Origin of the sequence: Pseudomonas sp. A34-9, assembly GCF_029543085.1 — a bacterium.
Lineage (GTDB): Bacteria > Pseudomonadota > Gammaproteobacteria > Pseudomonadales > Pseudomonadaceae > Aquipseudomonas.
The window spans coordinates 123,844-138,699 of sequence record NZ_CP119967.1; the positions used below are offsets into that span (position 1 = coordinate 123,844).

8 protein-coding genes, 2 tRNA genes and 2 rRNA genes are annotated in these 14,856 nt (G+C 55.7%); 6 read left to right on the plus strand and 6 right to left on the minus strand.

The genetic code is table 11. From position 1 onward, the window contains the following. Positions 1-252: 252 nt before the first annotated feature. From P3G59_RS00615 to P3G59_RS00640, 6 genes are all read right to left on the minus strand, one after another. Positions 253-468: a DUF1127 domain-containing protein gene (locus tag P3G59_RS00615; RefSeq protein ID WP_007911656.1), complete on the minus strand. Its 216-nt coding sequence runs from the start codon at positions 466-468 to the stop codon at positions 253-255. A 321-nt stretch (positions 469-789) separates the two neighbouring features. Next, complete coding sequence (locus P3G59_RS00620) at positions 790-2,283, minus strand: acetyl-CoA hydrolase/transferase family protein (RefSeq protein ID WP_277760049.1); 1,494 nt, start codon at positions 2,281-2,283, stop codon at positions 790-792. Between the two features lie 214 nt (positions 2,284-2,497). Further along, entirely contained in the window at positions 2,498-3,931 is a 1,434-nt protein-coding gene (locus P3G59_RS00625) for an NAD(P)(+) transhydrogenase (Re/Si-specific) subunit beta (RefSeq protein ID WP_166222251.1), read from the minus strand. After that, positions 3,931-4,251, minus strand: coding sequence for an NAD(P) transhydrogenase subunit alpha (locus tag P3G59_RS00630; RefSeq protein WP_003187417.1), 321 nt, complete (start codon positions 4,249-4,251; stop codon positions 3,931-3,933). The genes P3G59_RS00625 and P3G59_RS00630 overlap by 1 nt, the downstream gene beginning before the upstream one ends. A gap of 15 nt (positions 4,252-4,266) precedes the next feature. Beyond that, complete coding sequence (locus tag P3G59_RS00635; RefSeq protein ID WP_277760050.1) at positions 4,267-5,388, minus strand: Re/Si-specific NAD(P)(+) transhydrogenase subunit alpha; 1,122 nt, start codon at positions 5,386-5,388, stop codon at positions 4,267-4,269. Positions 5,389-5,822: 434 nt separating this feature from the next. Beyond that, on the minus strand, positions 5,823-6,722 hold the full coding sequence (locus P3G59_RS00640) for a LysR family transcriptional regulator (protein WP_277760051.1): 900 nt from the start codon (positions 6,720-6,722) through the stop codon (positions 5,823-5,825). A 158-nt stretch (positions 6,723-6,880) separates the two neighbouring features. Between P3G59_RS00640 and P3G59_RS00645 the strand changes: the two genes are divergently transcribed. From P3G59_RS00645 to P3G59_RS00670, 6 genes are all read left to right on the plus strand, one after another. Further along, on the plus strand, positions 6,881-8,062 hold the full coding sequence (locus tag P3G59_RS00645) for an acyl-CoA dehydrogenase (protein WP_039757058.1): 1,182 nt from the start codon (positions 6,881-6,883) through the stop codon (positions 8,060-8,062). Positions 8,063-8,075: 13 nt separating this feature from the next. Continuing rightward, positions 8,076-9,296, plus strand: coding sequence for a CaiB/BaiF CoA-transferase family protein (locus tag P3G59_RS00650; RefSeq protein WP_277760052.1), 1,221 nt, complete (start codon positions 8,076-8,078; stop codon positions 9,294-9,296). A gap of 584 nt (positions 9,297-9,880) precedes the next feature. Further along, a 16S ribosomal RNA gene (locus tag P3G59_RS00655) occupies positions 9,881-11,417 on the plus strand. Between the two features lie 123 nt (positions 11,418-11,540). After that, a tRNA-Ile gene (locus P3G59_RS00660) sits at positions 11,541-11,617 on the plus strand. 10 nt (positions 11,618-11,627) lie between these two features. Next, positions 11,628-11,703: transfer RNA gene (locus tag P3G59_RS00665), tRNA-Ala, on the plus strand. A 234-nt stretch (positions 11,704-11,937) separates the two neighbouring features. Next, positions 11,938-14,831 (plus strand): 23S ribosomal RNA (locus P3G59_RS00670). The 16S and 23S rRNA genes sit together here with 2 tRNA genes alongside, the layout of an rRNA operon. Positions 14,832-14,856: the final 25 nt, after the last annotated feature.

Genomic DNA, 14,856 nt, shown 5'->3' on the forward strand with positions numbered 1-14,856 from the left:
GTATTCCTTTCACAGTGAAGGCGAAAGGTCATGTTGAGCCTGTGACAGACAAAGGTGCAGTTACACTCGAGTGAAATTGTACTGGTTCAGATGCTGTATAAATAAAACTGTACCTGTTGGATGTATCAGCAGGTGTACCGGGACTTTCTACCCCCAAAACGACAAAACCCGTCGTGGTTTCCCACGACGGGTTTTGCTTGTTCAATTCGGGTTGCTGGCGGTGGGTCTAACGACCAGAGCCAGCGACGCTACTTAGCGCCAGAACGGCTTGCTCAGCTCTTCGTAGCGTTGTGCTTCGCTGATACCGGCGTCAGCCAGCAGACGCGAATCCAGACGAGCCAGTTGATGGCGGCTGGAGATGCGGCGCTGCCACAACATCAGGTTGGCGATAACGCGCAGAGGCAGGGAAGCCTGGGTGTTTACAGCTTTGTCTTCGAAGAACAGTTCGGAACTGAGTGTACGTTCCATGGTTGACATCCTTCCGCTTGTGGCGGGATCAGGTAGTGGTTTGACTGGTGCCCATGATCCTCTCGTTTGCCAAGTCTCTCTAGATACAGTTCAACTGTATTGTGAGTGACCAGTTAACTGTTTATAGGGGGTGTACGGGTCAAAATTGAGCAAACTGTACCTGTCGGCACTAAAGTGGTGCGTTTTCATACGATTTAGCTGAAAAGGTAGGCAAACGCTGTAGGAAATGACCGGTACAGCAGTACAGTTTTTGTCGGGCTGGAGGCTTTCGAAAGTTCGCTGACGCAAACTGTGTTTGCGTCAGCGGTTTATCTGTGTGAATCAGACAGCGAGCATGCGCCCGGTTTCTTCCAGATTAATGTGCCAGCTCAAGGCTTCCCGCAGGATGTGCGGGGTGTGGCCACCGATTGCACAAGCCGCCGTGAAGTAGTCATTCAACGCCTCACGGAAGTCCGGGTGCACACAGTTGTCGATGATTACCCGTGCGCGTTCGCGTGGTGCCAAGCCACGCAAGTCGGCCAGACCCACCTCGGTCACCAGAATGTCAACGTCGTGCTCGGTGTGGTCAACGTGGCTGACCATTGGCACCACGCTGGAAATCGCGCCACCCTTGGCGATCGACTTGGTCACGAACACTGCCAGATGCGCATTACGCGCGAAGTCGCCGGAACCGCCGATGCCATTCATCATCCGCGTGCCGCAGACGTGCGTGGAATTAACGTTGCCGTAGATGTCGAACTCCAGCGCCGTGTTGATCCCGATGATGCCCAGCCGGCGCACCACTTCCGGGTGGTTGGAGATCTCCTGCGGCCGCAGCACCAATTTGTCCTTGTACTTCTCCAGGTTGCCGAACACGTCGCTGTTGCGGCGCTCCGACAACGTGATCGAGCTGCCCGAAGCAAAACTCAGCTTGCCGGCGTCGATCAGGTCGAAGGTCGAATCCTGCAGCACTTCGGAGTACATGGTCAGGTCTTCGAACGGCGAATCGATCAGACCGCACATCACTGCGTTGGCAATGTTGCCGATCCCGGCCTGCAACGGGCCGAGCTTATTGGTCATGCGCCCGGCGTCGACCTCCTGCTTGAAGAAGGTGATCAGGTGATCGGCGATGGCATTGGTGTCGACATCTGGCGACGACACGGTGGACGGCGAATCCGCCTGCTGCGTGATGACGATGGCGACGATCTTCTCCGGCGGGATCGGAATCGCCGTGCTGCCGATGCGGTCGTCGACTTTTACCAGCGGGATCGGTGTGCGGGTCGGGCGGTAAGTCGGGATATAGATGTCATGCAGGCCTTCGAGGTTGGCGTTGTGCGCCAGGTTGATCTCGACAATCACCTGTTTGGCGAAAATCGCGAAGCTTGCCGAGTTACCCACCGAGGTGGTCGGCACGATGTGACCTTGCTCGGTGATGGCCACGGCTTCGATGACCGCGATGTCCGGCAGCTTCAGTTGTTGGTTGCGCAGTTGCTCGACGGTTTCCGACAGGTGCTGGTCGATGAACATCACCTCGCCGGCGTTGATCGCCTTGCGCAGGGTGCTGTCGACCTGGAACGGCATGCGCCGCGACAGTACGCCGGCTTCGGTCAATTGCTTGTCGAGGTCGTTGCCGAGGCTGGCGCCGGTCATCAGGCTGATCTTCAGCGGCGTGACCTTGGCCCGCTCGGCCAATGCGTGGGGAACGGCCTTGGCTTCGCCGGCGCGGGTGAAACCGCTCATGCCGACGGTCATGCCGTCTTCAATCAGAGCGGCGGCGTCGGCAGCGCTCATCACTTTATCCAACAACGAAGGCAGGCGAATACGGTCACGGTACATGGATAATTATCTCGGGCAACGAGTAGCAGGATGCGCAGTCTAGTGAATTTGACGGGCGCCTGTCCCGCTACCAAGGTCGCAAACGAGGCGTCTATTTAGCGGGTTTCAAGTAAAACACCGTTACTGGATCTGCAACAACGCGGCAAATTGTCCGACGTTTTGCGCAAACAAAAACGCCCCGACAGGTCGGGGCGTTCGGTGCTGCAACGGCGGATTACTCGACCGCTTTGACCATGTCTTCGATGACCTTCTTCGCGTCGCCGAAGACCATCATGGTTTTGTCCAGATAGAACAGTTCGTTGTCCAGACCCGCGTAGCCGCTGGCCATCGAGCGCTTGTTGACGATGATGGTCTTGGCCTTGAACGCTTCGAGAATCGGCATGCCGGCAATCGGCGATTTCGGATCGTTCTTCGCGGCCGGGTTGACCACGTCGTTCGCGCCGAGCACCAGCACCACGTCGGCCTGGCCGAACTCGGAGTTGATGTCTTCCATCTCGAACACCTGGTCGTAAGGTACTTCGGCCTCGGCGAGCAGAACGTTCATGTGCCCCGGCATCCGCCCGGCAACCGGGTGGATCGCGTACTTCACGGTCACACCACGGTGGGTCAGCTTTTCGGTCAGCTCCTTCAGTGCATGTTGTGCACGGGCTACCGCCAGACCATAGCCTGGCACGATGATCACGGTGTCGGCGTTGGTCAGCAGGAAGGTCGCGTCATCAGCCGAACCGGATTTCACCGGGCGTGCTTCTTTCGCGCCGGCCGGGCCAGCATCGGCCGTATTGCCGAAACCACCGAGCAGTACATTAAAGAAGGAACGGTTCATCGCCTTGCACATGATGTACGAGAGGATCGCGCCGCTCGAACCCACCAGCGAACCGGCAATGATCAGCATCGAGTTGTTCAGCGAGAAGCCAATTCCCGCCGCCGCCCAGCCCGAGTAGCTGTTGAGCATCGACACCACGACCGGCATGTCGGCGCCGCCAATCGGGATGATGATCAGCACACCCATCACGAACGCCAACGCCAGCATCAGCGCGAACGCGGTGAGGTTGCCGGTGAACATGAAGGTCAGGCCGAGAGCCAGCGTTGCCAGCCCCAGCACGGCGTTCAGCTTATGCTGACCGGCGAACTGTACCGGTGCGCCCTGGAACAGACGGAACTTGTACTTGCCCGACAGCTTGCCGAACGCGATGACCGAACCGGAGAAGGTAATCGCACCGATTGCCGCACCGAGGAACAGCTCCAGACGGTTGCCCGTCGGAATCGAATCGCCCAGCTGTTTAACGATCCCCAGCGATTGCGGCTCAACCACGGCGGCAATTGCAATGAACACAGCCGCGAGGCCGATCATGCTGTGCATGAAGGCGACCAGCTCCGGCATTTTGGTCATTTCAACGCGCTTGGCCATGATCGAACCGGCAGTGCCGCCGATCAGCAGGCCGACGATCACATAACCGATGCCGGCAGTGGCCAGCTCAGCGCCGAGCTTATAAATGAGGCCGACGGTAGTCAGGATGGCTAATGCCATGCCGAGCATGCCGAACAGGTTGCCGCGCCGCGAGGTGGTCGGGTGCGACAGGCCTTTGAGGGCCTGGATAAAGCAGATCGACGCGATCAGGTAGAGCGTCGTGACGAGATTCATGCTCATTACTTCGGCGCCTCTTCTTTTACTTTCGGGGCTTTCTTCTTGAACATCTCAAGCATGCGGCGGGTGACCAGGAAGCCACCGAACACATTGACCGCGGCCAGCGCCACGGCGAGGGTGCCCATGGTTTTGCCCAGCGGTGTGACGGTCAGCGCAGCCGCCAGCATGGCGCCGACGATCACGATTGCCGAGATGGCGTTGGTCACCGCCATCAATGGCGTGTGCAGCGCAGGCGTAACGTTCCAGACCACGTGGTAACCGACATAAATCGCCAGCACGAAGATGATCAGGTTGTAGATACCGGGGGAGATAAGCTCTTCCATCGTCTGAATCCCTGCTTAGGCGTTTTTGCGGATGACTTGGCCGTCGCGGCACATCAGGCACGCGGCGACGATGTCGTCTTCGAGGTTGACGTCGAACTGGCCTTCTTTGGTGAAGACCAACTTGAGGAAGTCCAGCAGGTTGCGCGCGTACAGCGCCGAAGCGTCTGCAGCGACTTCACCGGCCAGGTTGGTCGGGCCGCAAATGGTCACGCCATTCTCGACCACGACCTGATCGGCCACGGTCAGCGGGCAGTTGCCACCCTGAGCCGCTGCGAGGTCGATGACCACCGAGCCTGGTTTCATCTGCGCCACGGTCTCCGCGCTCAACAGCGTCGGTGCCTTGCGGCCCGGAATCAGCGCGGTGGTGATGACGATGTCAGCCTGCTTGGCGCGCTCGTGCACGGCCTGGGCCTGACGCTGCATCCAGCTCGCCGGCATTGGTCGCGCGTAACCGCCGACACCGACGGCGCATTCACGCTCTTCATCGGTCTCGTAAGGCACGTCGACGAACTTCGCGCCGAGGGATTCGATCTGCTCTTTCACCGCCGGACGCACGTCAGACGCTTCGATCACCGCACCCAGACGTTTCGCCGTGGCAATCGCCTGCAACCCGGCCACACCGGCGCCGAGAATCAGCACGCGCGCCGCTTTCACGGTGCCCGCAGCGGTCATCAACATTGGCATGAAGCGCGGATAGTAGTGCGCGGCCAGCAACACAGCCTTATAGCCGGCAATGTTCGCCTGCGACGACAACACATCGAGACTCTGCGCGCGCGAGGTGCGCGGCGCCGCTTCAAGGGCGAACGCGGTAATGCCGCACTCGGCCATCTTCGCGATGGTTTCGTTGTTGAACGGGTTGAGCATGCCCACCAGCACCGTACCGCGCTTGATCAGCGTCAGTTCGGCATCGCTCGGGGCGACCACTTTGAGAATCAGCTCGGCGGCAAACGCGTCATTGGCGCTGCCAATGGTTGCGCCTGCCGCTTCATAGGCACTGTCGACAACGCTGGCTTTAACGCCGGCGCCGGTTTGCACAGTGACCTTATGACCTTGGCTGATCAGCTTTTTAATGGTTTCCGGGGTTGCAGCAACCCGTGTTTCACCGGTCTGGGTTTCGAGAGGAACACCAATGTGCACGTCAAATCTCCTGCGTGATCTTATTGAGTAAACCCATGCACTACGGATGGTGCGACTGGGGCGGCCGATCAGCACGATCCCACCAAATCAGGGCGGGGCGCGGCATTTTGCAGGCGAACTTTATGCCCTTCAAGGGATTATGACGGGTGACGGAAAATTAACTACAAGTCATCCCGTGACCGAATGTCGCAGATGGGCGGCTGAATCCCTTGCAGGCCGTGCCTTGTAAGGATTCTGGCCGAATATCGAAAAATTTCTCATCGGTGGCGTGAATAGCCAGTAATGCGTCGTTGATGAAGGCTCAAAGCCACGTGGTCAGGCGCTTGTGGGACGTCTGTACGACTTTCGGATACAGTCGGTCAAATTGCGACAAATACTTATATCTGTAGGGCTTTTATTTTCCTGACTACGAGGTTAGTTATCGCTGTAAGCCTTTATCCTTCTAGGCTGTAGCTCTGGGCTTGAGTTACCAGCCAGTCACGAAATGCCTTTAATGACGCTGATTCGACTTTTCGTTCGGGAATCATCAGGTAATAGGCCTTGATGCTCGAGAGTGCCTGCGGGTTGGCAATCACCAGGCGCTTCTCGGCTAACTCACGCTGAATCAGGAACGGTGGAATCAGCGCGATACCCATGTCGTGCATGGCCGCTTGGGCAAGCATGGAGAATAGCTCGTAGCGCGGACCTGTCATGTCGCGGGGGATATTCAGGTGTTGCGAGTTGAACCACTGGCGCCAGGCGTAGGGCCGGGTGGTCTGCTGCAGCAGTGGCAGTTCGGCGATGGCTTCGGCTGTCAGATGCGTCTTGTTGCCGAGTAGGGTAGGGCTGCATACCGGCATCGGATTTTCACCCATCAGCCTGTGGGATTCGGTACCAGACCAATCGGCATCGCCGAAGTAGATCGCTGCATCGAATTCCGTATCCGCGAACAGGAACGGGCGGGTGCGGTTGGTCAGGTTGACGGTGACTTCAGGGTGCTTGAGCTGAAAATCCTTGAGGCGCGGCAGTAGCCACTGCGTGCCGAAGGTCGGCACCACCGCGAGTTCGATCACATTGGTGCCTTGCTGGCCCATCACTGAGAGAGTGTCGCGCTCAACCGCATCGAGTTGCGTCGCGACTCGGCGGCTGTATGAAAGCCCCGCCTCGGTCAACTTCACCCCGCGTCGCGAGCGTCGGAACAGTTCCACACTAAGGAACTCCTCAAGGCTGGCGATCTGCCGGCAAATGGCGCCTTGGGTGAGGGAAAGCTCTTCGGCGGCCCGGGTAAAGCTCTCGTGGCGCGCGGCGGCCTCGAAGCTGATCAGGGCCGTGGTGCTGGGGATCTTTCTGCGCATGTACGTCAACCTCACTAATGCGCCGCATAAAAGGCATTTCGCGACGTTTCGGAGTGAGAAATTAGCACAACAGAATGCGAAATCCTCGTTTGCCGCGACAGCGAACCGCGCCTAGGATCAATGCCACGTTAATTCACCCGATTTGCGAGGACACACTCATGGGCGGTAAAGCTAGCTTCAATTGGATCGATCCCCTGCTGCTGGATCAACAGCTCACCGAAGAAGAGCGCATGATCCGCGACACCGCCGAGCAGTTCGCTCAACAGAGCCTCGCCCCGCGTGTCCTTGAAGCTTTCCGTCATGAGAAGACTGACCCGGCGATCTTCCGCGAAATGGGCGAAGTTGGCCTGTTGGGCGCGACCATTCCCGAGCAGTACGGTGGCAGCGGCCTCAACTATGTCAGCTATGGCCTGATTGCTCGCGAAGTGGAGCGTGTCGATTCCGGCTACCGCTCGATGATGAGCGTGCAGTCGTCGCTGGTCATGGTGCCGATCAATGAGTTCGGTACCGAAGCACAGAAACAGAAATACCTGCCGAAACTGGCGTCCGGTGAATGGATCGGCTGCTTCGGCCTGACCGAGCCGAACCACGGTTCCGATCCGGGCGCGATGATTACCCGTGCGCGCAAAGTTGACGGCGGCTACAGCCTGACCGGCGCGAAGATGTGGATCACCAACAGCCCGATCGCCGATGTGTTCGTAGTCTGGGCCAAGGACGATGCCGGCGACATCCGTGGCTTCGTGCTGGAGAAAGGCTGGAAAGGCCTGAGCGCTCCGGCGATTCACGGCAAGGTCGGTCTGCGTGCATCGATCACTGGTGAGATCGTCATGGACAACGTGTTCGTGCCGGAAGAGAACATTTTCCCTGACGTGCGCGGCCTGAAAGGCCCGTTCACCTGTCTCAACTCTGCGCGTTATGGCATCTCCTGGGGTGCATTGGGCGCCGCCGAATTCTGCTGGCATACCGCCCGTCAGTACACCCTTGATCGTCAGCAGTTCGGTCGCCCATTGGCCGCTACTCAGCTGGTCCAGAAGAAGCTGGCCGACATGCAGACCGAGATCACTCTGGCCCTGCAAGGCTGCCTGCGTCTGGGTCGTATGAAGGATGAAGGCACCGCTGCGGTCGAGATCACTTCGATCATGAAGCGCAACTCCTGTGGCAAGTCGCTGGATATCGCCCGCATGGCTCGTGACATGCTCGGTGGTAACGGTATCTCCGATGAGTTCGGCGTAGCCCGTCACTTGGTCAACCTCGAGGTGGTGAATACTTATGAAGGGACTCACGACGTTCACGCGCTGATCCTGGGGCGTGCACAAACCGGCCTGCAGGCGTTCTATTAATAGGAGAGCGACCATGGGCGCGCTGTCGCATCTGCGGGTACTGGATTTATCGCGTGTGTTGGCCGGGCCGTGGGCCGGGCAGATCCTCGCTGACCTTGGTGCGGAGGTGATCAAGGTTGAGCGCCCGGGTAATGGTGACGACACGCGCGCCTGGGGGCCGCCGTTTCTTAAAGACGCTCATGGCGAGAACACGTCAGAGGCCGCTTATTACCTGTCAGCCAACCGCAACAAGCAATCGGTGACCATCGACTTCACGCGTCCCGAGGGGCAGAAGCTGGTGCGCGATCTGGCGGTCAAGTCGGACATCCTTATCGAAAACTTCAAGGTCGGTGGCCTTGCGGCGTATGGGCTGGACTATGCGTCGCTGAAGGCGCTCAACCCGAATCTGATCTATTGCTCGATTACTGGCTTCGGTCAGACCGGGCCGTATGCCAAGCGTGCCGGCTATGACTTCATGATCCAGGGGCTGGGCGGGCTGATGAGTCTGACCGGTCGTCCCGAGGGAGACGAAGGTGCGGGGCCGGTGAAGGTTGGCGTGGCGTTGACAGACATCTTGACGGGGCTCTATTCGACTGTCGCGATACTGGCGGCGCTGGCACACCGTGATCATGATGGTGGTGGTCAGCATATCGATATGGCTCTGCTGGATGTTCAGGTGGCTTGTCTGGCTAACCAGGCGATGAATTATCTGACCACGGGCAATGCACCTAAGCGTTTGGGAAATGCTCATCCGAACATCGTTCCCTATCAGGATTTTCCTACGGCTGACGGTGATTTCATTCTTACCGTGGGTAATGACGGGCAGTTCCGCAAGTTTGCCGAAGTGGCGGGGCAGCCACAGTGGGCTGATGATCCGCGGTTCGCGACCAATAAGCTGCGCGTGGCTAATCGGGCGGTGTTGATTCCTTTGATTCGTCAGGCGACTGTCTTCAAGACTACAGCCGAGTGGGTTGCCGAACTGGAGCGTGCAGGCGTGCCGTGTGGGCCGATCAATGATCTGTCGCAGGTGTTTGAAGATCCACAGGTTAAGGCGCGTGGCTTGGCCATAGCGCTGCCGCATGCATTGGCGGGGATGGTGCCTCAAGTCGCTAGCCCGATTCGTCTGTCGCAGACCCCGGTTGAATATCGCCGTGCGCCTCCTTTATTGGGTGAGCATACGCTGGAGGTTCTACAGAGTGTGTTGGGCTTGGGGGCAGGGGCGGTGGCTGAGTTGAAGGCGGCTGGCGTGCTCTGACGATCCCTTCTATATAGAAGGATCGTGTTTTCTATATATCTGGGGGTTTTTGGTCGCTTTTTAACCAATCTGCAAGTGATTGAAAGAAAAGCGAAAATAACGGTTGACGGCGAATTTCAGATGTCTATAATTCGCCCCACTTCCGGCGCAGTCGAAACGGAAAACTCCTTGAGATTCAATGAGTTATGTAGGTTTCGGCGGCAGGTTGCTTCAGTTCATCGAAGCCAGAAGGAAGTTGAAAAAGAGGTGTTGACAGCAGCGTGTAACGCTGTAGAATTCGCCTCCCGCTGACGAGAGATCGGAAGCGCAAGTGGTTGAAGTTGTTGAAGAATTCTTCGAAAACTTCTGAAAATAATCACTTGACAGCAAATGAGGTTGCTGTAGAATGCGCGCCTCGGTTGAGACGAAAGATCTTAACCAACCGCTCTTTAACAACTGAATCAAGCAATTCGTGTGGGTGCTTGTGGAGTCAGACTGATAGTCAACAAGATTATCAGCATCACAAGTTACTCCGCGAGAAATCAAAGATGTAACCAACGATTGCTGAGCCAAGTTTAGGGTTTCTTAAAAACCCAAAGATGTTTGAACTGAAGAGTTTGATCATGGCTCAGATTGAACGCTGGCGGCAGGCCTAACACATGCAAGTCGAGCGGATGAGAGGAGCTTGCTCCTGGATTCAGCGGCGGACGGGTGAGTAATGCCTAGGAATCTGCCTGGTAGTGGGGGACAACGTTTCGAAAGGAACGCTAATACCGCATACGTCCTACGGGAGAAAGCAGGGGACCTTCGGGCCTTGCGCTATCAGATGAGCCTAGGTCGGATTAGCTAGTTGGTGAGGTAATGGCTCACCAAGGCGACGATCCGTAACTGGTCTGAGAGGATGATCAGTCACACTGGAACTGAGACACGGTCCAGACTCCTACGGGAGGCAGCAGTGGGGAATATTGGACAATGGGCGAAAGCCTGATCCAGCCATGCCGCGTGTGTGAAGAAGGTCTTCGGATTGTAAAGCACTTTAAGTTGGGAGGAAGGGTTGTAGATTAATACTCTGCAATTTTGACGTTACCGACAGAATAAGCACCGGCTAACTCTGTGCCAGCAGCCGCGGTAATACAGAGGGTGCAAGCGTTAATCGGAATTACTGGGCGTAAAGCGCGCGTAGGTGGTTCGTTAAGTTGGATGTGAAATCCCCGGGCTCAACCTGGGAACTGCATTCAAAACTGTCGAGCTAGAGTATGGTAGAGGGTGGTGGAATTTCCTGTGTAGCGGTGAAATGCGTAGATATAGGAAGGAACACCAGTGGCGAAGGCGACCACCTGGACTGATACTGACACTGAGGTGCGAAAGCGTGGGGAGCAAACAGGATTAGATACCCTGGTAGTCCACGCCGTAAACGATGTCAACTAGCCGTTGGGAGCCTTGAGCTCTTAGTGGCGCAGCTAACGCATTAAGTTGACCGCCTGGGGAGTACGGCCGCAAGGTTAAAACTCAAATGAATTGACGGGGGCCCGCACAAGCGGTGGAGCATGTGGTTTAATTCGAAGCAACGCGAAGAACCTTACCAGGCCTTGACATCCAATGAACTTTCCAGAGATGGATTGGTGCCTTCGGGAACATTGAGACAGGTGCTGCATGGCTGTCGTCAGCTCGTGTCGTGAGATGTTGGGTTAAGTCCCGTAACGAGCGCAACCCTTGTCCTTAGTTACCAGCACGTTATGGTGGGCACTCTAAGGAGACTGCCGGTGACAAACCGGAGGAAGGTGGGGATGACGTCAAGTCATCATGGCCCTTACGGCCTGGGCTACACACGTGCTACAATGGTCGGTACAAAGGGTTGCCAAGCCGCGAGGTGGAGCTAATCCCATAAAACCGATCGTAGTCCGGATCGCAGTCTGCAACTCGACTGCGTGAAGTCGGAATCGCTAGTAATCGTGAATCAGAATGTCACGGTGAATACGTTCCCGGGCCTTGTACACACCGCCCGTCACACCATGGGAGTGGGTTGCACCAGAAGTAGCTAGTCTAACCTTCGGGGGGACGGTTACCACGGTGTGATTCATGACTGGGGTGAAGTCGTAACAAGGTAGCCGTAGGGGAACCTGCGGCTGGATCACCTCCTTAATCGACGACATCAGCTGCTCCATAAGTTCCCACACGAATTGCTTGATTCATTGAAGAAGACGATAGAAGCAGCTTTAAGCTCCAAGCTGATAGCTCCAAGCTAACAGTTACGCGCTCGAAATTGGGTCTGTAGCTCAGTTGGTTAGAGCGCACCCCTGATAAGGGTGAGGTCGGCAGTTCGAATCTGCCCAGACCCACCAATTTTGTTATGGGGCCATAGCTCAGCTGGGAGAGCGCCTGCCTTGCACGCAGGAGGTCAGCGGTTCGATCCCGCTTGGCTCCACCATATAACTGCTTCTGAAAGCTTAGAAATGAGTATTCCATTGAGAATATTGATTTCTAGTCTTTTGATTAGATCGTTCTTTAAAAATTTGGGTATGTGATAGAAAGATAGACTGAACGTTACTTTCACTGGTAACGGATCAGGCTAAGGTAAAATTTGTGAGTTCTCTTAACTGAGAAATTCGAATTTTCGGCGAATGTCGTCTTCACAGTATAACCAGATTGCTTGGGGTTATATGGTCAAGTGAAGAAGCGCATACGGTGGATGCCTTGGCAGTCAGAGGCGATGAAAGACGTGGTAGCCTGCGAAAAGCTTCGGGGAGTCGGCAAACAGACTTTGATCCGGAGATGTCTGAATGGGGGAACCCAGCCATCATAAGATGGTTATCTTGTACTGAATACATAGGTGCAAGAGGCGAACCAGGGGAACTGAAACATCTAAGTACCCTGAGGAAAAGAAATCAACCGAGATTCCCTTAGTAGTGGCGAGCGAACGGGGACTAGCCCTTAAGTGGCTTTGAGATTAGCGGAACGCTCTGGAAAGTGCGGCCATAGTGGGTGATAGCCCTGTACGCGAAAATCTCTTGGTCATGAAATCGAGTAGGACGGAGCACGAGAAACTTTGTCTGAATATGGGGGGACCATCCTCCAAGGCTAAATACTACTGACTGACCGATAGTGAACTAGTACCGTGAGGGAAAGGCGAAAAGAACCCCGGAGAGGGGAGTGAAATAGATCCTGAAACCGTATGCGTACAAGCAGTGGGAGCAGACTTTGTTCTGTGACTGCGTACCTTTTGTATAATGGGTCAGCGACTTATTTTCAGTGGCGAGCTTAACCGAATAGGGGAGGCGTAGCGAAAGCGAGTCTTAATAGGGCGTCTAGTCGCTGGGAATAGACCCGAAACCGGGCGATCTATCCATGGGCAGGTTGAAGGTTGGGTAACACTAACTGGAGGACCGAACCGACTACCGTTGAAAAGTTAGCGGATGACCTGTGGATCGGAGTGAAAGGCTAATCAAGCTCGGAGATAGCTGGTTCTCCTCGAAAGCTATTTAGGTAGCGCCTCATGTATCACTGTAGGGGGTAGAGCACTGTTTCGGCTAGGGGGTCATCCCGACTTACCAAACCGATGCAAACTCCGAATACCTACAAGTGCCGAGCATGGGAGACACACGGCGGGTGCTAACGTCCGTCGTGAAAAGGGAAACAACCCAGACCGTCAGCTAAGGTCCCAAAGTTATGGTTAAGTGGGAAACGATGTGGGAAGGCTTAGACAGCTAGGAGGTTGGCTTAGAAGCAGCCACCCTTTAAAGAAAGCGTAATAGCTCACTAGTCGAGTCGGCCTGCGCGGAAGATGTAACGGGGCTCAAACCATACACCGAAGCTACGGGTATCATCTTCGGATGATGCGGTAGAGGAGCGTTCTGTAAGCCTGTGAAGGTGAGTTGAGAAGCTTGCTGGAGGTATCAGAAGTGCGAATGCTGACATGAGTAACGACAATGGGTGTGAAAAACACCCACGCCGAAAGACCAAGGTTTCCTGCGCAACGTTAATCGACGCAGGGTTAGTCGGTCCCTAAGGCGAGGCTGAAAAGCGTAGTCGATGGAAAACAGGTTAATATTCCTGTACTTCTGGTTATTGCGATGGAGGGACGGAGAAGGCTAGGCCAGCTTGGCGTTGGTTGTCCAAGTTTAAGGTGGTAGGCTGAGATCTTAGGTAAATCCGGGATCTTAAGGCCGAGAGCTGATGACGAGTGTTCTTTTAGAACACGAAGTGGTTGATGCCATGCTTCCAAGAAAAGCTTCTAAGCTTCAGGTAACCAGGAACCGTACCCCAAACCGACACAGGTGGTTGGGTAGAGAATACCAAGGCGCTTGAGAGAACTCGGGTGAAGGAACTAGGCAAAATGGCACCGTAACTTCGGGAGAAGGTGCGCCGGTGAGGGTGAAGGACTTGCTCCGTAAGCTCATGCCGGTCGAAGATACCAGGCCGCTGCGACTGTTTATTAAAAACACAGCACTCTGCAAACACGAAAGTGGACGTATAGGGTGTGACGCCTGCCCGGTGCCGGAAGGTTAATTGATGGGGTTAGCTAACGCGAAGCTCTTGATCGAAGCCCCGGTAAACGGCGGCCGTAACTATAACGGTCCTAAGGTAGCGAAATTCCTTGTCGGGTAAGTTCCGACCTGCACGAATGGCGTAACGATGGCGGCGCTGTCTCCACCCGAGACTCAGTGAAATTGAAATCGCTGTGAAGATGCAGTGTATCCGCGGCTAGACGGAAAGACCCCGTGAACCTTTACTATAGCTTTGCACTGGACTTTGAATTTGCTTGTGTAGGATAGGTGGGAGGCTTTGAAGCGTGGACGCCAGTTCGCGTGGAGCCATCCTTGAAATACCACCCTGGCAACTTTGAGGTTCTAACTCAGGTCCGTTATCCGGATCGAGGACAGTGTATGGTGGGTAGTTTGACTGGGGCGGTCTCCTCCTAAAGAGTAACGGAGGAGTACGAAGGTGCGCTCAGACCGGTCGGAAATCGGTCGTAGAGTATAAAGGCAAAAGCGCGCTTGACTGCGAGACAGACACGTCGAGCAGGTACGAAAGTAGGTCTTAGTGATCCGGTGGTTCTGTATGGAAGGGCCATCGCTCAACGGATAAAAGGTACTCCGGGGATAACAGGCTGATACCGCCCAAGAGTTCATATCGACGGCGGTGTTTGGCACCTCGATGTCGGCTCATCACATCCTGGGGCTGAAGCCGGTCCCAAGGGTATGGCTGTTCGCCATTTAAAGTGGTACGCGAGCTGGGTTTAGAACGTCGTGAGACAGTTCGGTCCCTATCTGCCGTGGACGTTTGAGATTTGAGAGGGGCTGCTCCTAGTACGAGAGGACCGGAGTGGACGAACCTCTGGTGTTCCGGTTGTCACGCCAGTGGCATTGCCGGGTAGCTATGTTCGGGAAAGATAACCGCTGAAAGCATCTAAGCGGGAAACTTGCCTCAAGATGAGATCTCACTGGAACCTTGAGTTCCCTGAAGGGCCGTCGAAGACTACGACGTTGATAGGTTGGGTGTGTAAGCGCTGTGAGGCGTTGAGCTAACCAATACTAATTGCCCGTGAGGCTTGACCATATAACACCCAAGCAATTTGACTACT

Coding starts and splice junctions, on each gene's coding strand:
- P3G59_RS00615 (WP_007911656.1), bottom strand. CDS start 468: ATGGAACGTACACTCAGTTCCGAACTGTTCTTCGAAGACAAAGCTGTA.
- P3G59_RS00620 (WP_277760049.1), bottom strand. CDS start 2,283: ATGTACCGTGACCGTATTCGCCTGCCTTCGTTGTTGGATAAAGTGATG.
- P3G59_RS00625 (WP_166222251.1), bottom strand. CDS start 3,931: ATGAGCATGAATCTCGTCACGACGCTCTACCTGATCGCGTCGATCTGC.
- P3G59_RS00630 (WP_003187417.1), bottom strand. CDS start 4,251: ATGGAAGAGCTTATCTCCCCCGGTATCTACAACCTGATCATCTTCGTG.
- P3G59_RS00640 (WP_277760051.1), bottom strand. CDS start 6,722: ATGCGCAGAAAGATCCCCAGCACCACGGCCCTGATCAGCTTCGAGGCC.
- P3G59_RS00645 (WP_039757058.1), top strand. CDS start 6,881: ATGGGCGGTAAAGCTAGCTTCAATTGGATCGATCCCCTGCTGCTGGAT.
- P3G59_RS00650 (WP_277760052.1), top strand. CDS start 8,076: ATGGGCGCGCTGTCGCATCTGCGGGTACTGGATTTATCGCGTGTGTTG.